Annotated in this window: 19 protein-coding genes; 6 read left to right on the top strand and 13 right to left on the bottom strand. The window is 47.0% G+C overall.

Annotated features, from left to right (window positions below; genetic code table 11):
- Window positions 1-48: 48 nt before the first annotated feature.
- The gene (locus D3H65_RS23500; RefSeq protein ID WP_162915784.1) at window positions 49-390 is read left to right on the top strand and encodes a hypothetical protein; all 342 of its coding nucleotides are present in this window, start codon (window positions 49-51) and stop codon (window positions 388-390) included.
- Window positions 391-464: 74 nt separating this feature from the next.
- On the opposite strand, the gene D3H65_RS23505 is transcribed toward D3H65_RS23500, so the two are convergent.
- From D3H65_RS23505 to D3H65_RS23525, 5 genes are all read right to left on the bottom strand, one after another.
- The gene (locus D3H65_RS23505) at window positions 465-1682 is read right to left on the bottom strand and encodes a DegT/DnrJ/EryC1/StrS family aminotransferase (protein WP_119052655.1); all 1218 of its coding nucleotides are present in this window, start codon (window positions 1680-1682) and stop codon (window positions 465-467) included.
- A 156-nt stretch (window positions 1683-1838) separates the two neighbouring features.
- Window positions 1839-3386, bottom strand: coding sequence for a glycoside hydrolase family 10 protein (locus D3H65_RS23510; RefSeq protein WP_119052656.1), 1548 nt, complete (start codon window positions 3384-3386; stop codon window positions 1839-1841).
- Between the two features lie 12 nt (window positions 3387-3398).
- Window positions 3399-3845: a MarR family winged helix-turn-helix transcriptional regulator gene (locus D3H65_RS23515; RefSeq protein ID WP_119052657.1), complete on the bottom strand. Its 447-nt coding sequence runs from the start codon at window positions 3843-3845 to the stop codon at window positions 3399-3401.
- A gap of 35 nt (window positions 3846-3880) precedes the next feature.
- On the bottom strand, window positions 3881-4360 hold the full coding sequence (locus tag D3H65_RS23520; protein WP_119052658.1) for a DinB family protein: 480 nt from the start codon (window positions 4358-4360) through the stop codon (window positions 3881-3883).
- Between the two features lie 49 nt (window positions 4361-4409).
- The gene (locus D3H65_RS23525; RefSeq protein WP_245999578.1) at window positions 4410-5405 is read right to left on the bottom strand and encodes a radical SAM/SPASM domain-containing protein; all 996 of its coding nucleotides are present in this window, start codon (window positions 5403-5405) and stop codon (window positions 4410-4412) included.
- Between the two features lie 162 nt (window positions 5406-5567).
- Here D3H65_RS23525 and D3H65_RS23530 point away from each other — a divergent pair, with 162 nt between their 5' ends.
- The 3 genes from D3H65_RS23530 (at window position 5568) to D3H65_RS23540 (ending at window position 8636) form a co-directional block, all read left to right on the top strand.
- Window positions 5568-7523, top strand: a complete 1956-nt coding sequence (locus D3H65_RS23530; RefSeq protein ID WP_119052660.1) for a M1 family aminopeptidase — start codon at window positions 5568-5570, stop codon at window positions 7521-7523.
- Between the two features lie 86 nt (window positions 7524-7609).
- Window positions 7610-8383, top strand: a complete 774-nt coding sequence (locus D3H65_RS23535; protein WP_119054628.1) for a glycoside hydrolase family 25 protein — start codon at window positions 7610-7612, stop codon at window positions 8381-8383.
- Window positions 8384-8399: 16 nt separating this feature from the next.
- Window positions 8400-8636 (top strand): hypothetical protein, encoded by a 237-nt coding sequence (locus D3H65_RS23540; protein WP_119052661.1) that lies wholly within the window; start codon window positions 8400-8402, stop codon window positions 8634-8636.
- Between the two features lie 16 nt (window positions 8637-8652).
- On the opposite strand, the gene D3H65_RS33015 is transcribed toward D3H65_RS23540, so the two are convergent.
- The 8 genes from D3H65_RS33015 to D3H65_RS23580 all read right to left on the bottom strand — a co-directional run bounded on the left by D3H65_RS33015 (window position 8653) and on the right by D3H65_RS23580 (window position 17877).
- Entirely contained in the window at window positions 8653-9474 is an 822-nt protein-coding gene (locus D3H65_RS33015) for a hypothetical protein (RefSeq protein ID WP_162915785.1), read from the bottom strand.
- A 478-nt stretch (window positions 9475-9952) separates the two neighbouring features.
- On the bottom strand, window positions 9953-10381 hold the full coding sequence (locus D3H65_RS23550) for a YybH family protein (RefSeq protein WP_119052663.1): 429 nt from the start codon (window positions 10379-10381) through the stop codon (window positions 9953-9955).
- 149 nt (window positions 10382-10530) lie between these two features.
- On the bottom strand, window positions 10531-11394 hold the full coding sequence (locus D3H65_RS23555) for a sugar phosphate isomerase/epimerase family protein (RefSeq protein ID WP_119052664.1): 864 nt from the start codon (window positions 11392-11394) through the stop codon (window positions 10531-10533).
- Between the two features lie 116 nt (window positions 11395-11510).
- Window positions 11511-12083 (bottom strand): gluconate 2-dehydrogenase subunit 3 family protein, encoded by a 573-nt coding sequence (locus D3H65_RS23560; RefSeq protein ID WP_119052665.1) that lies wholly within the window; start codon window positions 12081-12083, stop codon window positions 11511-11513.
- A 29-nt stretch (window positions 12084-12112) separates the two neighbouring features.
- Window positions 12113-13828 carry a GMC oxidoreductase gene (locus D3H65_RS23565; RefSeq protein WP_119052666.1) on the bottom strand — a complete coding sequence of 572 codons (1716 nt, stop codon included), beginning with the start codon at window positions 13826-13828 and terminating at the stop codon, window positions 12113-12115.
- Window positions 13829-13856: 28 nt separating this feature from the next.
- On the bottom strand, window positions 13857-15536 hold the full coding sequence (locus D3H65_RS23570; RefSeq protein ID WP_119052667.1) for a GMC oxidoreductase: 1680 nt from the start codon (window positions 15534-15536) through the stop codon (window positions 13857-13859).
- 88 nt (window positions 15537-15624) lie between these two features.
- A complete protein-coding gene (locus D3H65_RS23575; protein ID WP_119052668.1) occupies window positions 15625-16518 on the bottom strand; it encodes a hydroxypyruvate isomerase family protein in 894 nt (297 codons plus the stop codon).
- Window positions 16519-16593: 75 nt separating this feature from the next.
- The gene (locus D3H65_RS23580; protein WP_119052669.1) at window positions 16594-17877 is read right to left on the bottom strand and encodes an MFS transporter; all 1284 of its coding nucleotides are present in this window, start codon (window positions 17875-17877) and stop codon (window positions 16594-16596) included.
- 427 nt (window positions 17878-18304) lie between these two features.
- On the opposite strand from D3H65_RS23580, the gene D3H65_RS23585 reads away from it, so the two are divergent.
- Together D3H65_RS23585 and D3H65_RS23590 are read left to right on the top strand one after the other, a co-directional pair.
- Window positions 18305-19471, top strand: a complete 1167-nt coding sequence (locus D3H65_RS23585) for a Gfo/Idh/MocA family protein (RefSeq protein ID WP_119052670.1) — start codon at window positions 18305-18307, stop codon at window positions 19469-19471.
- A 134-nt stretch (window positions 19472-19605) separates the two neighbouring features.
- Window positions 19606-20658 (top strand): sugar phosphate isomerase/epimerase family protein, encoded by a 1053-nt coding sequence (locus tag D3H65_RS23590; RefSeq protein WP_119052671.1) that lies wholly within the window; start codon window positions 19606-19608, stop codon window positions 20656-20658.
- Window positions 20659-20709 lie beyond the last annotated feature (51 nt).

The raw sequence follows: 20709 nt of genomic DNA on the forward strand, positions 1-20709 counted from the left end.
CGATTTTATAAAATTATTGTTGCCCTGACATTTTCTTTAAAAATGTTAATGTTAGAGGCCCAGCAAAATCCGCCGCGGCTGCCTTCAATGGCAGTGCCAGCAACTGTTTCAGCCAACGGACAAATACCATGGTACATTACAGGCTCCGGGCATTTTAACAAATTGACCCTGGTTGTTGATACCAGCAGTGCCTTTGCGGCCAGGGAACTGGCATGGCCTCCGCTGCCCGGCAAGCCCGTACTGCCCGTTTCATCCATCAGCCATGATTTCTATACACAACATTTTGGCTTCTTTTGCCGGCAGGAGCTCCACCTGGAAAAAACCTCCGGGCTGCCCCTGCGCTTCCGGCTGGGCTCACTAAATGATTGCAACTACCTCGAAGGCAAATAAAAATGGTGGGTCGCCTTTTTCAGGCGGCTCACCATTTTTATTGTATTGCCCCACGCACGACTCGCCACTCACTACTATACAGTCGCTTTCTGCTGCGCCAGCACCTTTTTCACCGCTTGCACGATCTTTTCTCCTTTCTCTTTGATCTGCTCTTCCGTCCAGGTCAAACTGATAGCCGTAGAAATACAACGGTTCATAATAGCATCACTCGCTGCAAAATCCTTGGTGGCATGGTGTATTACGGCTGCTTTCAGATCAGGATGCAGCGCGTTCAGTGTCAGGGATTGCTTCAGGTGATCCCATTTGCGGATATAATGCCAGTTGTTATTGAACCAGTAGAAATTCCCCGCCAGCACGTTCTGCGCTTTCAATTCAGCTACTACTGCTTCCGTAATTTCTTGTGAAGGGAGGAACCAGCTGATGAAAGTACAGCTGTCGCCGGATGGATCAGGGATACGGCGGAAACTGATCTCAGGTACCTGCGCTAAAATAGCCTTCAGCGCTCCATGGTTCTTGCGTTGGGTAGCCAGGAACTCCTGCAGCCTTTGCACCTGGGCCAGGCCCACAGCAGCATGCAGCTCTGAAATGCGGTAGTTATAGCCGATAAAAGGATGCAGGTCCGCACCACGGTCTACTCCTTTGTGATCATGACCATGATCACTATAGCCATCACTGCTGATATAAACATCTTCGCGGTTTGTCAATACTACCCCGCCTTCTGCACAGGTGATCGTCTTTACAAAGTCAAAAGAAAAAGTGCCGGCATCTCCGATCGTGCCCAGGTACTTCCCTTTATACCGGGCCCCAATGCTCTGGCAGGCGTCTTCCAGTAAGATTAGCTTGTGTTCCTTGCAAATAGCCTGCAATGCATCCAGGTCTGCCATGCTGCCGCACATATGCACCGGCATAATACATTTGGTTTGAGGCGTGATCGCTTTGCGCACCGCCTCCGGGTCCAGCGTAAGGGTATCATCTATATCTACCATCACCGGTACCGCGCCAACACTCAGTACAGCCTCAAAGCTCGCTACAAAAGTGAAAGAAGGCATGATCACCTCATCCCCATAACCAATACCCAGCGCACTGAGTGCTGTGGTAAGCGCTGCCGTGCCGCTGGAAACCAGCTGGGCATACTTCGATCCAAATACATTATTGATTGCCTGCTCCAGTTCCTTCGCTTTCCAGATACCCTTGCGCGGTCCGTCAAAACCATACCGCATCAGGATTCCCGTTTCCATTACATCATTCACATGTTTGCGCTCTGAAGCACCAAATAATTCATAACCAGGCATATAACTAGTTTTATAATTGCAAAATATTGCCCCAAAGGTAAAAAAAATCCCGGGCCACCCTAACCTTGTCGTTTTACGGGCCACAGAGCTAGCCTTTAGTCAACCAGCAAAGGTCGCGGCAGCAACCCGAAACCTAAAACTCCAAACCCTAAACTCTTATCTCACTATCCACGCCTCATTTTCCAGCTTCTCAAAACGCAGCGGCACCGGCCAGTCTGCATACGGCAAACTTTCATTTCCCTGCTCATCCAAAGTGGTGAGGTAAATACCTGCATATCGTTTATCTGCAGGCAGTTGGATACGGAACACACAGGAATCTCCGCCTGGCTTCGTATCGATCAGTTTAACGCTATAAAAATTGATGAAAGCTTCCGTGGTATCCGCACTCAGGTATGCTTTGAAAGATCTGAGATTTCTTTTCTCCAGTGCCGACTTGACCACTGTAATATCAAAGGTGGAACTGTCCACTACCGTAAAAGACTTTACCGAAGGCGATACCGGCCGCAGAGAGTCTATCCAGCTCATGCCTGGTATCAGTGCCGGTTCTTTGTAATAATTCAACCGCAGGCTATCACTCCATCCATTCGGATTTCTTACAAATGAAGTACTGCTGAAATAAATAGCCCCCTGTATCTCCGGGTAAGTACGAAGCGCAGCTATTTGCCGGGGCAGCAGCGATTTATCACGCCATATCGCATTGCTGTTGGCCCGGTAGGGCGCCAGCCCGATATAACAATGTCTTCCATACGTATGCTTGCTCCACCAGTCCAGCAACACTTCATAGGGCGCTGCCTTATGGCCAAACTCCCAATATAACTGAGGTGCTACATAATCGATCCATCCGTTTTCCAGCCAAAGCAGGATATCAGCATACAGGTCATCATAGTTTGTTTGCCCTGCTGTGGTAGCGCTTCCTTCCGGGTCATCACGCTGGTTGCGCCAAACCCCAAAGGGCGAAATACCAAACCGGCAATATTTATTTTCTTCCTTGATGGCCTTGGCTAGTTTCACTATAATGGAGTCCACATTGCTTCTTCTCCAATCCTCCTTGTCCAGGCCATTCCCGTATTTTGCAAAGCTTTTATTATCCGGGAATTCCTTGCCCGCAATGCGGTAAGGATAAAAATAATCATCAAAATGAATGGCATCAACCGCATAGCGGTGCACCACATCCCGGATCACCTTCACCACAAACTCCTGTGCCTCCTTATTGCCCGGATCAAAATAACGCTTGCCGCCATAAGCCAAAAACCAGTCCGGATGTAATTTGGTGACATGGTTAGCGGCGATCGAAGATTTCCCAATAAGGAATTCAGCCCGGTAAGGGTTGCACCAGGCATGGAATTCCATGCCACGCTTATGCGTTTCTTCGATCATAAATTGTAAGGGATCATAATAAGGCGAAGGCGCCTTGCCCTGCTTGCCGGTAAGCCACTCGCTCCAGGGCTCATGGGGAGAAGGATAAAAGGCATCTGTGGCAGGTCTTATTTGCACGATCATAGCGTTCAGGCCATTGCGCTTGTGCATGTCCAGTTGGGCTATAAATTCTGCCTTTTGTAAAGCCGTGTTAAAGTTTCCCTTGCTGGGCCAGTCAATATTGTCTACCGTAGCGATCCATGCTCCCCGGAACTCATACGTCGGTTGTGAAAACGCCGTAACCGATGCCCACAGACAGGCAGCAAAAGTCAAAAATTGTTGTTTCATATTTCGGATTAACTAACCTCTTATTTTATCCAGCAGGCCATTCAGCGTGGCGGCCTCTTCGGTACTAAGTGCTCCCACAGAGGCGTCCATTTGATCATTATGGCCATCCATTCCTTCCAATAAACTCATTCCTTTCTCAGATATTGTTACATCTACCAGCCGGCGGTCAGTTTTACAGATCACTTTTTGTACCAGTTCCTTTTTTACCAGCCTGTCTACGATCCGGCTGGTATCACTCATTTTATCCAGCATACGCTGCCTTATCTGCAAGGTAGAGAGTGGTGTGCCTGCGCCACGCAGAATACGCAGTATATTATACTGTTGTGGTGTAATATCAGCATTGTCAAAAAAATGCTTGTGTTTTTCCATCAGCCAGTTACACGTATAGATGAGATTCACCGATACCTTGTGGTGTTCATTACGAAACTTCGCTTGCTGTATATCATTTTCTATACTCATATTGCATCAGTAGTTGGGTTGTAAAAGTAGTTATTTTACGGTTGCTGAAGCCGCAGCTCCCGGGTCAGCATAAACACATGATAAAGATGATGCGCTTCATGCAGCAGGAAAAAATTGGACCATTCCGGTATGGTAAGCAAGCCATACTTGGGGTGCCTGCCTCTTCGCTGCAATACCTCATCCGGCATATCCGTTAGGTATTTGCAAATAATAAGCCGCAGAGCAGCAAGCTCCTCCAGTAAGGTCATCAGGGGTTTTTGCAGCATTGCAGGAAAGTCTTCATCCTGCTCGGCCACATAGCGGTCGAAGCCGGGACTGTCTTCCTGCACTATCTTGTATAAGCGCTTCAGGAAGAGGGGTTGGTAAGCCGTAAGATGAGCAATTTGTTCAAAGGCACTCCATTTATCCGGTTGTACGCGCTGCTTCAGTTCCTGTTCTGAAAGCCCTGCTATTAGTTCCTGTATCGATTCGTGTTGATATTGAAGTCGTGTAGTAATAGCAACAGACAAAGCCATAGGCAAATTAATTCAAGGGTGTTAAAAGAGGGTAGGGAATTAAAAACACCTAGTCGCTCCAGACTTTCGTTCCTTCACTGCAATTGGCGCAGATGTCAATGTTTTTGCGGCTTTGTAATATTTGCCGGCGGAAGTTCACATAGGTATCACTATGCCAGACTTCTTTAAAGCTCCTTCCTTTCAGATCGCCCAGTGTGTGTTGAGCGTCTTTATCAAAACAACAAGGTACCACCAGTCCGTCCCAGCTGATCACTGTGGCATGCCATAGCCGCCAGCAGTGGTTTTGAAGAGAATTCTTAAAGGCAAACTCTCCTTTTTCATTCTTGCGGTAACGGCTATATTTATCCAGTGTGGGAATAAGGTTATTAGGGTCCTGTTCATAATCGTATACCTGGGCCGTTTTAAAACGCACATCATCTACGCCTATCTCTGCGGCCAGTCGCTTTACATCTTCGATCTGGTGCTCATTGGGCTTTACTACCAGAAACTGGAAGAACACGAAAGGCGTATTACTTTTCAACTCCTTCTTCCACTTCATAATATTGCGGGCTCCTGCCAGCACCTTTTCCAGTTTTCCCCCCACCCGGTACGCCTGGTATACATCCTGCGTAGTGCCATCAATCGAAATGATCAGCCGGTCAAGTCCGCTTTCCACCGTTCTCCGGGCATTGGCATCATTCAGGTAATGCGCATTCGTAGAGGTAGCCGTATAGATCCCTTTTTGTGAAGCATACTTCACCATGTCCAGAAAATCCGGGTTCAGATAAGGCTCCCCCTGGAAGTAAAAGATCAGGTACAGCAGGTCCGATGAAAGCTGGTCGATCGTATCCCGGAAAAAGTTCTTCTGCAACATACCTGTAGGCCGTGTAAAAGCCCTCAATCCGCTCGGGCATTCCGGGCAACGCAGATTGCAGGAAGTGGTGGGTTCGAAAGAAATGGATACCGGGTATCCCCACTGGACAGGTTTGCGCGTCCACTTACTTAAATAATAGCTACTCAATACCTTACCCGCATTCCACACGCGGCGAAAGGTAAGCTTAGACATTAGATTGATACTATCGTGCCAGTTAAATGCGGGCATTAATATGGTAAAAATAGTGATACCTGCTTAATGTGCAATGTTTTATAGCTCTGTAACGTTTAAATTGTGAGAATGTTTGTAAATCCGGGGCGGCCTGTAGATCGTAACTTTTATTCCTGATAGGCTATGAAAAAAATATACCTGTTTCTTTTTTTGGCAGCATCGGCGGCTAAAGCCCAGCTTCCCCTTCCCGGTGCTTCCCTGGTTACCGAAACTGATGCCATTGCAGCCGATGAAGCCAGGGCTTTTCAACGTTTCAGGGACCTGCAGGGCGACAATAGCGTGTCTGCTACAGTAGCCTCCAATAATTTCAATGTAAATTACTATCGATGTGAATGGCAGGTAGACCCGGCTGTGAAATACATCACCGGTAAAATAACTTCTTACTTCCGCATCACTGAAAGTACCAGCTCCATTACCTGGGACCTTTTACAGCAACTAACCGTAGATAGCGTGCTGTACCATACCCAAAAAATAACTTTTCAGCAAACGTCCGAACATGCCCTGATCATTAATTTCCCCACGTTATTGAATAAGGATACCCCGGACTCTATCAGTATTTATTACCAGGGCATACCCGATCCCGCCAATACAGCCTCTTTTGTAAAAAGTGCCCACGCTGGTACCCCTGTCATCTGGACACTTTCAGAACCATTTGGTTCCAGGGACTGGTGGCCCTGTAAAAATGGCCTCAACGACAAAGCCGATTCCATTGATATTATAGTTACCTGCCCTAAACAATATACCGCATCGTCCAACGGAATAGTCGTTCGGGAAGAAGTCAGTGGCGATAATCGCATTACACAGTTCCAGCACCGGTATCCGATCGCATCCTACCTTGTGGCCCTGGCAGTTACCAATTATATGGTTTGGGAAAGTACCGTTACCATCAACGGAAAAACCATGCCTTTAAAAAGTTATTTTTATCCGGAGACAAACTATTCAGGGTCTGAAGTATACACAAAAAATGCGCTGCAGATGTTTAGCCCGCTTTTTGGTGAATACCCGTTCATCAGGGAGAAGTACGGCCACACCCAGTGCGGCTATGGCGGCGGAATGGAACACCAGACCAATAGCTTTATGGGCTCCTTTGGCTTCTCACTCATTGCACATGAACTGGGCCATCAGTGGTTTGGCGATAAAGTTACCTGCGCCAGCTGGAGCGATATTTGGTTAAACGAAGGCTTTGCCACCTATTGCCAGCATTTATATACAGAAATTACTACCCCTTCTTACGTACCTACCGGACTACAGATCATGATTAATGGCATTACTTCCGCACCCGACGGTTCTGTATTTGTTCCCGATACTACCAGTTCTGCCCGCATCTTTAGTAGTCGCCTTAGCTACAATAAAGGGTTTTATGTGCTGTACATGTTACGTGGTATCATGGGCGACTCCGCTTTTTACCGGGGCGTACGCCGGTACCTCAATGATCCCGCCATCCGTTATGGCTATGCCCGTACTGCTGATCTGCAACGCAACCTGGAGGCTGAATCCGGTAAAGACCTTTCCACTTTTTTCAGGAAGTGGGTATATGGAGAAGGATATCCCAATTACCAGCTCAACTGGACCCAGAATGTGAATCAATGGGTAAAGCTGTCACTAAACCAAACCACCTCGCACCCTTCTGTTTCCTTCTATGAGATGCCCGTAATGCTGCAATTGCATGGCGCCACCAGGGATACCATCATTACAATGGATCACCGGTACAGTGGACAGGAACTTTGGGTCAATCCCGGTTTCGTAGTGGATACAGTGATCATAGATCCCAAGCGGTGGATCCTTTCAAAAGTAAAGACCTCCCAAAAAATACCGGCAGGAACCACCATCAATGACCTGAAAATATACCCCAATCCGGCGCCTGATATAGTAAATATTACTTTAAACAACCCTCAGGAGAAAAAAATAGCCATTTGGTTGTACAACTCCCTCGGCCAGAAAATATTTTATAAGGAAATACCTTTGTCCGGGCGCGATGAACAACTTCAGATACCTGTGCAGGCCCTGGCAAAAGGCATTTATTACCTGCGGCTAAAAAGTGGGGAAACAATTAATATTACCCGGAAAATCCTGCGATAAACACCGCTGTATCACAGTTTATGATTTCTTCAAGGGAATAATCCATCGAAAAAGAAATGCTGACTACTATATTTGCAACCGCAGGAATGGCAGACAACAAAAAAACAAATATCGGCTGGAAGATCCTTATTTCCCTGGTACTGGCAGGTATACTCGTCATGCTGGGTTTTCAGGTGTATGAATGGTGGCTCGCCCGCAGGGCTCACTTTGTACGATACCAGGCTTTTGGCATCGAAATCCCTACCAATTACGGCATTCATGGCATCGATGTATCCAAATACCAGGAAACCGTTGACTGGGAAAGTGTAAAGGACATGAAGGTAGAAGATGTGCAGATCGGCTTTGCATTCATCAAAGCCACCGAGGGCAACGGCAATGAGGACCGCTGTTTTAAGCGCAATTGGAAAAAGGCCAAAGAGGCTGGTGTTACCCGTGGGGCCTACCATTTTTTCATTGCCACAAAAAGCGGGAAAACACAGGCCGAGAACTTCATCTCCACCGTGGAGTTGCAGCCGGGCGACCTGCCCCCTGTACTGGATGTAGAACAATCCTACGGCGTCAAGTCCGATAAACTGCGCCAGCGTGTAAAAGAGTTCCTGGAAACCATAGAGAACTATTACGGCGTAAAGCCCATCCTGTATACCAATGTGGATTTTTACAAGCAGATACTAAAGGATGAATTTGATCACTACCCCCTTTGGGTAGCCCACTACCTGCAAAAAGAAAAACCCCGTATTTATCGCGACTGGCATTTCTGGCAACACAGCGAACAGGGCCATGTAAACGGTATTCTGTATAAAGTAGATTTCAATGTATTCAATGGCGACTCCACCGAGTTCAGGAGCTTATTAATAGACTAATTCGTAATTTTATTCCATGGGCTATGCAGAAGATGATCCCCGGGATTTCCTGCGAAGGGTAGTATGGTCACTCTCCCTGGGATTGGTATGGCTGGTGAGCACTATTGGTATCGGTACCTATGCAGGATTAATGGTGCCCGAAAATGGACTCCATACCAGCAATATTATCTTCTATAGTTGGATGGCCATCAGCCTGGCTGGCCTCATCTGGGTCAATCTCCGCATCTGGAAGAAGAAGTTCCCACATGGATAAAATTATAGGCTGGAGGTTAATCATATTTATTAAGCAGGTATATCGCTTTCTTATTAACCGCCGAAGAATCACTTACTCTTTTTATCCCGAAATGATCTTCATACTCAGCCTGCCATTTACCAGCATCATGTTTTTTTACCAGGTAGGGTCGGTCAAATGACATCCGGGAATAATAGCCCAACACAAAAATCCCGGTAGCTACATAATAAAGTAGATAACTCATCCTTGCCTTTTGGTACAAGGGTTTGCTTTCCTTCCCTTGCTGAACCAGGATGGCCGCCAGCAAAGGCACCAGCGGAAACCAGAACCGGGCTTCAAAAAATGGCCAGTTAAAGATCAAAAGCGTATAAATGATCAGGTACACGATAACAGGCAAGGGGATCATCCTATGATTCCTGATCAATCTCACAGTCAGCAGGCCCAGGAAAAATAGCCCGGTGAGTATATAAAAGATCTCCGCTACTACCGGTGAAACCAGGAAGCCTGTTTTTGATATCGGTATATTAATAAAAAGCTCAGCCCAGTCTACAAGATGCAAACGCACATTTTGGCTGAAAAAGGTGGCAGGATCACGCAGGAGCGGCCCTAAAAAATAAGATAAATAGATAATGAACTTGGGTCTTGTTACCAGGAAACCCAACAGCGAGCACGCAATAATAATCACCAGTACTGCATAAAACGGCTGCTGCCGGGACCATGCCATCAGTTTTTTTCTGCTGCTGATCAAAAAGGAAACAATTAATGCCAGCACCAGCCCGATACCTGCAGTGCGGGTAATAAAACAAACAAGGCATAGCATTACTGTCAGGATCAGGAACCCTGCTTTTCTTTGCTTCATAAATGACTGGTAGCAATAAAGAGCCGCTGTTGAGAAAAACAGGAACTGCATCTCCGAAAGCGGAGTAATAGTAAGTTTAAGCGTGGTCCAGTTTAGCAGCGTTAAAAAAACAAAGGGCCATATTTTAATAGAAGCCCCAAAAAGCTTTTTTACAAAATAAAGGCTGCCGCATAAGTACAATAATTGAAAGAATCCAATACCAAAAGGCGTTAAGAGATGAAGGGTTGATAAGCCTGCCAGAAAATAAACATACCCAAAAGGTAAAAAATCAGCTGGCTTTTCAAATCCTGCAGGCAATGTTCCCTGGAGGTCTTCTAGTAGGGTAAAATACCTTACTGTATCATTGGTGAGCCGAAATGGAGTAAAACAGTTGGCAAAATAAATAATGATAAGAATTCCTGTGCTTGCTATCCATAACCGGTTATAGAAAAGGGAAGAATGAAGTCCTGCTCCTTGGTGCATAAATTTATTTTATTTCCTAGCTGCTGTGATCGGTAATGATCACCCAGGTTCCCTTTATTTTACGGAACAGCAGGTTATAATGACCACTCACATCACCCGCATTTCGTTTCAGGTGCCACTTCCCCACCACAAAATAATATTCCGGGCTCAGCCGCTCTACCTTGATCAGGTTGAACGTCAGCGTACCCATCTGATCCGGGCCATTATAGTTTTTCTTGTAATTGGCAAGCGTGTTTTGGTAGCCATACGTAACACCGTTCTTACCCACAAACATCAACGAGTCGTCATTCCAATAACCTTTCATAAAGGCTTCCAGGTCCCCTTTATTCCAGGCCTCCGTTTGATCATGTAATGTTTGACGGATGATCTTTTCGTCTGCCGATTGGGCCAGCGTGACCATGGGTAGAAAACAAAGCAGGCAGACAGCTGTCAATAAGGTTCTCATACAGTTAATTATTACAGTAAGTTACTACAGAATCCGCTATCGAAGCAAGCGTCCAATCAAAAAAAGCTGCCTCAGCCAGTTCAACCCGACCAAGGCAGCTTTTATATATCCGCGCAATCCATGGAATAGTCCACCGGATCTGCGATTCATTAAATGCTCAGTTTCTTCATATACACAGCATCTGTTGCAGCTGCTTTCAGCGGTGTAGTTCCTTCGTAGCGTTCTTGTTCCACAATATAATATTCCATACCCTGCTTCCTGGCCTCCTTTAGTATTTTAGTGAAGTCAAGAGAACCCGTTCCCAGGTCTACAGAAGCATCATGCTGCGTGGGGTTCGCGCCTTTCTGCCTGTCTTTTACATGGCATAGGCGGAAACGTTTGGGGTATTTTTTTAACCAGGCAATGGGGTCTTCGCCCGGAGTAGCTACCCAGTAAATATCCATCTCAAAATCTACCGTATCCGGATTCGTATGCTGCATCAGCGTATCCTGCGGCATTACACCATCCTGCGCCGTAAAAGTATAGCCATGGTTATGATAGGCAAACCGCAACCCGTTCTTCTTACAGATATCACCCAGGCTATTGAATTTGTCTGCAAATTTCTTATAGTCGTCCAGTGTTTTCTGAGGGCCAATATAGGGGCTGATCAGGTATTTCATCCCGATCTCGCCTGCTTCTGCCGCCTTCCGCTCAAAATTCGTATTGATATCGCAATGCGTAGAGATCATAGTGATACCCAGGTCGTCTGCAAACTTTTTAAATTCTTTGTTCGACATACCCCAGTAAATGCCCTTGGAGCCTTCATATCCTTCAATTTGCTTGTAGCCAAAGGAAGCTACCTGCTTCAGAACACCCTGTGGGTCCTTGGGCAGCTCATCACGAAGCGTATACAGTTGTAATCCGAATTGCTTAAGTGGTTTATAGGCTGCAAAAAGGTCTGTAGTAGAACCCATTGCCAGCGCGGAAGCAAATACGCCCCCTGTCTTCAAAAATTGTCTCCTGTTGTAACTCATGGTACAGAGCAAGGTTGGTGTGAATGAATAATAGTCAAAGATCAGGTTCTCCCAGCCATTCAAACCGTGTGGCCGCGCTGAAGAACCCGAAACCCAGAACTCGAAACCCGTAACTCCTAGGTCGCCCAGGCCTTATCTCCTTTCTTGTACGGCATACAGCCATCGTACCGTCCCGGAATAGCCTCGTAGCGCAAGGCTTTCGTAGCGCCTATTTCTGAGGTGAAATAACCCAGCAAGGTCAACTGCTTCAGTTGAGTGAAGTAATGGGCAGGGTCTTCCTTCTTTTTATTCTTATTATAATCCTTCTGCTCTGTATCAAGCGTGATCAATAAGGCCTTGCGCTGCTCTGGTGTAGCACTCATGAAAGCGGTAGAGTGCATCTTGCGGGAGGCTTCATCTAGTTTCGTCATGCCTTCCAGGAAGATCTTTTGGTCCTTTTCAGTATAACAATCTTTCACCATCACTGTCATGAAGGTACCTACCCCTGCAGCTTTCGCGCCGGGTGTATCCGTTGTGGGGATAATCGTTTCTGCGATCTCATCCAGGTAAGCGATGTCTTCTGGTTTGAAATCCAGTGTGGCGGCCGTTTTTTTATCACTGGCCTTACAGCCCGACAGAAAAAACTCAGCTCCGATAACAGTGCCGCCCAATAAAAGGGCTACCCTTGATACGGCTTCTCTTCTGTTCATATACTATGATTTTAAATAAAGTGCAAAAATTACAAATTTCCTTTCTTCAACTCACTCACTGCATGATCCGCCGCACGGGCAGTCAATGCCATATAAGTAAGCGACGGATTTTGACAAGCCGAAGACGCCATACAGGAGCCATCCGTTACAAATACATTCTGTACATCATGCATCTGGTTCCATTTGTTCAGTACCGATGTCTTCGGGTCTTTTCCCATACGGGCCGTACCCATTTCATGGATACAAAATCCGGGAGGAGGTGCATTGTCGTAGGCTTTTACATTTTTGACGCCTGCCGCCTCCAGCATTTCTACCGCAGAGGCCTTCATATCCTCCCGCATTTTCATCTCATTCTCCTTAAACTCACAATCAATATCCAGCGTGGGCAATCCCCATTTATCTTTCTTGTCTTTGTTCAGCGTTGCTTTATTGTCATAATACGGCAAGTGCTCACCCCAGGATCCTATGCCCATTGACCATTCGCCAGGTTCCAATAAACTATCCTTCAGGTCTTCACCAATGCCATCATGTCCACGCGCCCGGCCACGACTGGCGCCACCCTGGTAGCCAAAGCCCCGAACATAATCCGTGCGCATCGTCTGTTCACTGATATTACGGAACCGGGGCACATAAATACCATTCGGCCGGCGGCCAAAAGTATACTTGTCTTCAAAACCTTCTATATTCCCACTGGCTCCTACACCGTAATGGTGGTCCATCAGGTTGTGACCGATCTGCTCACTCGTATTACCCAGGCCATTAGGAAACACTTCCGAAACAGAGTTCAGCAACACAAACGTAGTTCCCAGCGTAGAAGCATTCAGGAATACGATCCTGGCATAATATTCTTCTGTCTTCAGTGTTTCTGAATCCATGATCCTGACCCCTTTGGCTTTCTTCGTATCCTTATCATAGATCACTTCCAATACAATAGAGTAGGGACGTAGCGTAAGGTTCCCCGTTTTCCTCGCTGCGGGCAATGTGGCCGAATTACTGCTGAAATAACCACCAAAAGGACAACCTTCCTGGCATTTACTCCTGTATTGACACGGGCCACGGTCTCCCACCTTGGCAGTATGGTTTGCCGTACGGCCAATGATCATCGCACGTTCTTTGAAACGCTCCTTGATCCTGGCAGCTACATGTTTTTCCACACAGTTCATTTCCATTGCTGGTAGAAATTCGCCATCCGGCAATTGAGGCAATCCATCCTTTGCTCCACTGATACCGGCAAATTTTTCTACATAACTATACCACGACTCCATATCCTTATAGCGAATGGGCCAGTCTACGCCATGGCCGTCTTTCCCGTTTGCGCTGAAATCAATATCACTCCACCGGTAGCTCTGACGGCCCCACATCAGCGAACGTCCGCCTACATGATAACCGCGTATCCAGCTAAAAGGCTTTACCTGGTTGTAAGGATTTTCAACATCATTGACAAAGAACTTCTTCGATACCTCATTAAAAGCATAACACTTACTTTGGATGGGGCTGTTCTCACGGTCCGCCTGCGTAAGATTGCCATGGTGCGGCAACTCCCAGGGAGCTTTCTCAGTATCTGTATAATCTTTAATGTGCACCACATCGCGGCCGCGCTCCAGCAACAATGTTTTCAATCCTTTTTCACAAAGTTCTTTGGCGGCCCAGCCTCCGCTGATCCCACTGCCTACTACGATAGCGTCATAGGTGTTTTGTGCTGTGGCCTTATTATTAATGTTAACATTCGTGGTATCCCCGGGCATAGATTAAATTTATAAAGCGTTTATAGGGTTACAGATTTCCTTTCTTGAGTTCACTCACGGCAAAATCCACTGCTCTGGCCGTTAAAGCCATATAAGTAAGAGAAGGGTTTACACAAGCTGCCGACGTCATGGCGGCTCCATCCGTTACAAATACATTCTTACAATCCCACACCTGGTTATGACTATTCAATACCGAGGTTTTGGGATCTTTCCCCATGCGGGCCGTACCCATTTCATGGATACCCATGCCCAGGGAGTAATCACCTCTAAAGCCATGCACATTCTTTACACCGGCGGCTTCCAGCATTTCTATACCGTCCTGCTCCATGTCGTTCTTCATCTTTTGCTCGTTCTCTTTGATCTCCGCATCAACATTCAGGACCGGAAGACCCCATTTATCCTTCACACTTTTATCGAGCGTTATTTTGTTGTCATGATAAGGCAATACTTCACCAAAAGCCGTCATACCAATCGTCCAGGCACCTGGTTCTGTTAATGCTTCTTTCAGTTCAGCACCAATGCCCAGCTCAGCTACATTACGGCCCCAACCTTCCCGGCTGGCAGCACCCTGGTAACCAAAGCCACGCAGGTAATCCCTTTTTTCGCCAAACAGGTTGCGGAAACGCGGAATATAAAACCCTGTAGGTCTTCTGCCGAAATAATATTTATCATCATATCCTTCTACCGTGCCCGAAGCCCCTATGCGGAAGTGGTGATCCATCAGGTTATGTCCCAGTTCTCCGCTGCTGCTGCCCAAACCGCCCGGCCATACATCCGTAGCAGAGTTGAACAACACCCAGGTGCTATTCATAGCCGAAGCACACAGGAAGATCACTTTGGCAGTATACTCAACAGTCTTATTCGTTTCTGCATCCACGATCTCTACACCCTTTGCTTTCTTCGTGTCCTTATCATACAATACCTTCGTCACGATCGAGAAAGGACGCAGCGTCAGATTGCCCGTAGCCAGGGCTGCCGGTAAGGTAGATGATTGCGTACTGAAATAAGCGCCAAACGGACAACCCAGCCAGCATTTATTGCGGTACTGGCAGTTCGTACGTCCCGGCAAAGGCTTGGTGATATTGGCCACACGGCCGATCGTCAGCAAGCGCTGACCTTTATAATGTTCTTTAATACGTGCTGCTACATCTTTTTCTACACAGTTCAGGTCCATCGGAGGCTGGAATTGCCCGTCCGGCAATTGTGGAATGCCATCCCGGTTACCGCTGATGCCGGCAAATTTTTCTACGTGGTCATACCAGGGAGCAATGTCTTTATAACGGATCGGCCAGTCTACTCCAATGCCTTCTTTTCCATTCGCTTCAAAGTCAAAATCACTCCAGCGGTAGCTTTGCCTTCCCCACATCAGTGAACGGCCGCCTACATGATAGCCCCGGAACCAGTCAAATCTTTTGGTTTCTGTATAGGGACAGTCCTTTTCATTGGTCCAATAATCCAGGTTGGTTTCATTCAGGGGATAGTCCCGGTTCAATACAGGATACTCCTTGATCATCTCCTGCGTCTTGCCGCCCCGGTGTGGAAATTCCCAGGGATTCTTTGTGGCATTTTTATAATCTTTCACGTGTTTAATATCATTACCACGTTCCAGCATTAATACTTTCAACCCTTTTTCAGAAAGCTCTTTGGCTGCCCAGCCGCCGCTGATGCCACTGCCTACCACAATCGCGTCATATGCATTCTCTGCCATAGTATTCGGAATTTAGTGTTTGTCATTATTATTGCGAAGCAAGCGGCCCGCAGCAAAAGATTGCCGATTGCCGATTCACGATTGCCGCCTACACATCACATATCTTCACGGCTTTCTCCAGCGATACCAGTCTTTCTTCATTGGTTTTACGTGCAGGGATAAACTCCTGCGCCACATAACCCTTAAAGCCTGTTTCAAGGATCGCCTTCATGATCGCCGGATAATACAATTCCTGTGTTTCATCAATTTCATTCCGGCCCGGTACACCACCTGTATGATAATGAGAGATATAAGGGTGACTGCTGCGGATCGTTGCGATCACATCCCCTTCATCGATCTGCATATGGTAAATGTCATACAGCAACTTAAAGTTTTCAGAGCCTACACGCTTGCACAATTCCACCCCCCAGGCCGTTTTATCACACTGATAATCCTTGTGATTCACTTTACTGTTCAGCAGTTCCATCACCAGCGTTACTTTATGCTTTTCAGCCAGTCCCGTAAGCTGCTTCAATCCTTCTGCACAATTGTTCCAGCCCGTTTCATCATCGATTCCCCGGCGGTTACCACTGAAGCAGATCAATTGCTTATACCCTGCCTGGGCTACCAGCGGGATCATTTCTGAATAGTTTTTGATCAGCTGTGCATGGAACTTCTTGTCATTAAAGCCGTCTACCAGGTTGATCTCTGCGCCGTTACACATGGAAGAGTACAGACCATACTTTTGCAATACAGGCCACTCTTTGGGACCCACCAGGTCAATCGCTACAATGCCCATCTTTTTTACCGCTGCGGCAAATTCTTCCAGCGGAATGCTGCCATAACACCAGCGGCATACCGAATGATTGATATTTCCTTTCAAAGTTGTTGATTTAGTCTCTTCTGAAGCTGAAAATGAGGATAGCATACCGGCTGTTCCGATGGCTGCAGTGCCCGCCACTATATTCTTCAGGGCAAGCCGGCGTGATTGGTTGTTGGACATGTGAAAACGTTGATATTGAATGTACAAAAATGTTACTACACAGATCTATAAAAACAAGTCATTAACATATTAATATCAGGCTCCTGCTACAGTCATCTGCTGTGGTTTCTTCCTGCCACGCATATAAATGACCAATCCTGCAAAGGCAACGGCTAATACGATCGGTATTACCAGGGTGGCGTTCAGAATTTCAGGGCCTGCAGCTTTCTTCGCTTCTGCAAGTGCCCCGGCCATTTCAGAACCTGCCGGTGCTGCATTATAATCAGCCAGCACAGCGCCTGCCGGCAATTTATTACCTAATAATTTGTCGTAATAACCGCCCATAAACATCATGTAAACTGAAACGGCAAACATACCCGCACCGCCCATCAGGTTCAATCCCACAGCACCTGTCTTCGGTAGATTCTCTGAAACAAAACCCAACATCGTAGGCCAGAAATAACATACGCCCATGCCAAAAACAAGCGCACCCACAAAGACCATATTGCCTGTTGTATGTCCCAATAAATAAATACCCGCCGCAGCTAATACAGCTGATATCAACAATACACCTTGTGGCGATAACCGGTGAACTACAGGTTCGGCAAGCCCACGGCCTACTACCATCACACCCGTTGATACCGCCAGGATCAGGATCGCATTATCAGTAACATTCCTTAATAATACATCGATCCACTGACCAGTAAACAATTCGGTGATAGCCGTACCAAACATGCAGATGATCATGAAGATGAAAAGCGGATTACCCAGTGAACGGTACATCTCGCCGGTTGATACCCCTGCTGCTACGCGCTCGGTAACAGGAAATTTCAGCTGGGAAAATAAGTAACCGTAGATAACCGTCGGCAGCAACATGGTACCTACCATGATCTGCCAGCTTATGCCAGCTTTTTCAAAGAAATACGTGATCAGCGTACCAATCACGATGCCACCCGGAAACCACAGGTGAAAGTGGTTCAGCTTGGTGGTTTTGTTTTCAGGATACAATGCCGTCACCAGCGGATTACAAGCCGCTTCAACAGTGCCGTTTGCAATACCAATTAAGAGAGTGGAGATAAATAAGGTCCAGTAGCCGCTGGCAAAAATGGTAAGCAGAATGCCAGCCAGGTGAAAGAAAAAGGCCAGCACAAGCAATCGCTTCATGCCAATAGCGTCTACAACTAAACCGCCGATAACTACCGCCAAAGGAAAGCCCCAGAAGGCAGTAGCTGCAATAACGCCAAGTTCAGAAGCATTTAGATTAAAGTCAGAACCTAGCTTATTAAGAATACCGGCCCGTATACCAAAGGATAAAGAAGTTACCAAAAGCGCTAAGCAACTGGCCCAGAATAATTGACCACGTTGGATGGTTGATTGCATGGCAAGGAGTTTTTTTATTTGTGATATCGTTAGGAAACTAATTGACCCCTTAAAAATGGAACATTCTTCTTCATCGGCTCACCCTTTCGAAACAACCGGCTCGCAGCTTTTTGCTTACTGTCGAACAACTCGCTCTACAACCTAAACGCCTTACAATCTTCTGTCCTATCATTTCCCACCACCAAAGCTAACGGTCGTTCACTATTCATTCAATCCCTCTTATCAAAGCAAATGTCTTTCCCGTCTCATCTTTTTCTTCTCCCGATTAATATTCCATTAATTTGTAAAACTCATCATATCCTGCTTAACTTTAACACCCGTTTCGACCCATTGAACAATTTTCAATATACGGTCGTAAATGTAAATTTTTTATTTTTAAATCGCCTTCTTCTTTTAACAAATTATAATACTTTCCAATCATTTTTACATGAACAGAAAATTACGAATGGGAATGGTTGGTGGTGGTAAAGATGCCTTCATCGGAGCCATTCACCGTATTGCAGCCAATATGGACGGCCTTATCGAATTGGCCGCAGGAGCACTCAGCATTAATCCTGAGATCGCTGTAGATTCCGCAAGATCATTGTTCCTCCCCGAGGATCGTACCTACCTCACGTACGAGGAGATGATCAAAAAAGAAAGTCAGCTCCCCGCCGATAAACGCATTGATTTCATAACCATTGTTACCCCCAATTTCGCACACTTCGCACCTGCTATGATGGCCCTCGATCATGGCTTCCATGTGGTAATAGAAAAGCCCATCACCTTTACACTTGATGAGGCCTTACAATTAAAAAAGAAGGTCGACGAAACAGGGCTTATACTCGCCCTCACCCATACCTATTCCGGCTACCCGATGGTAAAACAGGCCCGTGCTATGGCGCAGGGCGGTGTTCTCGGCAAGATTCGCAAAATATGGGTTGAGTATCCCCAGGGATGGTTAAGCAAACTCAGCGAGCGCGAAGGCAATGCCCAGGCTGCCTGGAGAACAGATCCTAAAAAATCAGGTAAAAGTGGCTGTATGGGCGATATCGGTACTCACGCCGCTCACCTCGCAGAATACATTTCCGGACTCAAGATCACCCACCTTTGTGCCGATCTCAATGTAATGGTCACTGGCCGTGCACTTGATGATGATGGCAACGTGTTGCTGAAGTTCGACAATGGCGCCGCCGGCGTTCTCATGGCTTCCCAGGTAGCAGCTGGTGAAGAAAATGCACTGAAGATCCGCATCTATGGCGAGAAAGGCGGTATTGAATGGGCACAGCATGAACCCAATACCCTCCTGGTAAAATGGCTCGACCAGCCCGCCCAGATCCTGCGCGCCGGCGCCGGTTACACCGATCGCCTGTCCAGCTTTGCCACCCACAACTGCCGCACTCCCGGAGGACACCCGGAAGGATACCTCGAAGCATTCGGTAATATCTACCGCAACTTCGCCCTTACCTTGTCTGCCCGCATCGACGGCAAAGAAGCTACACCCGAAATGCTCGACTTCCCCCGCGTGGAAGAAGGCATCCGCGGTATGGCATTCATCGACAACGTAGTAGCCAGCAGCGCTTCTTCTGTTAAGTGGACTGAATTCAAAGTGTAACTAACGCTTAATGAAGCATTGAAATTTAATATTTGCCGTTTTTCGCTAGTGAAATAATGGTTAGTGACTGAAAACAGCGCGAACCATTGCCGATTCACGATTGCCGATTCACGTGCATTTAAACTTTAAGCTATATGAAGACAATCAAAGGACCCGGTATTTTCCTCGCCCAGTTCATGGGTGATAAACCTCCTTTCAACTCCCTCAAATCCATTTGCCAGTGGGCAAAAGGACTGGGTTTCATTGGCGTGCAGATTCCCACCTGGGATAGCCGCTGTATCGACCTGCAGAAAGTAGCCGAAAGCAAAACCTTTGCTGACGAATACAGAGGCACCATAGAAGAGGCCGGTATGCAGATCACCGAACTGTCCACTCACCTCCAGGGCCAGCTCGTAGCCAGCCACCCCGCTTATGATGCCCTGTTTGATGGATTTGCCCCCAAAGCAGTCCACAACAATCCCAAAGCGAGGTACGAATGGGCTGTACAACAATTGAAATGGGCTGCACAGGCTTCTAAGAACCTGGGCCTCAATGCCCACGCTACTTTCAGCGGCGCCCTGCTCTGGCCCACCGTTTATCCCTGGCCACAGCGCCCCGCAGGCCTGGTAGAAACCGGTTTCAAAGAACTGGCAAGCCGCTGGCTACCCATCCTCAACCACTTCGATGAGCATGGAGTAGACCTTTGTTATGAAATACATCCCGGCGAAGACCTGCACGATGGCATTTCTTATGAAATGTTCCTGGAGCATACCAACAACCACTCCAGGGCATGCCTCTTGTACGATCCTTCCCATTTTGTATTGCAATGCCTCGACTACCTCGAATACATTGATATCTACCATGAGCGCATCCGCATGTTCCATGTAAAAGATGCAGAGTTCAACCCCACCGGCAGACAGGGTGTTTATGGCGGATACCAGTCATGGATCAACCGGGCTGGCCGCTTCCGTTCCCTGGGCGATGGGCAGGTAGACTTTAAGTCTGTATTCAGTAAGCTCACCCAATATGATTATGCCGGCTGGGCAGTCATGGAATGGGAATGCTGTATCAAACATCCGGAAGATGGCGCCGCTGAAGGAGCCCCCTTTATCAAGGACCATATTATCCGCGTTACCGAAAAAGCATTCGATGATTTCGCAGGCACTGGAAGCGATGAAAAATTTAATCGCTCCGTGTTGGGTTTGTAAAGTAAATTGCGTCCGCCCGCGTCATGCATTTGTCATATATTTAAAATAGTA

The sequence above is a fragment of the Paraflavitalea soli genome (assembly GCF_003555545.1).
Lineage (GTDB): Bacteria > Bacteroidota > Bacteroidia > Chitinophagales > Chitinophagaceae > Paraflavitalea > Paraflavitalea soli.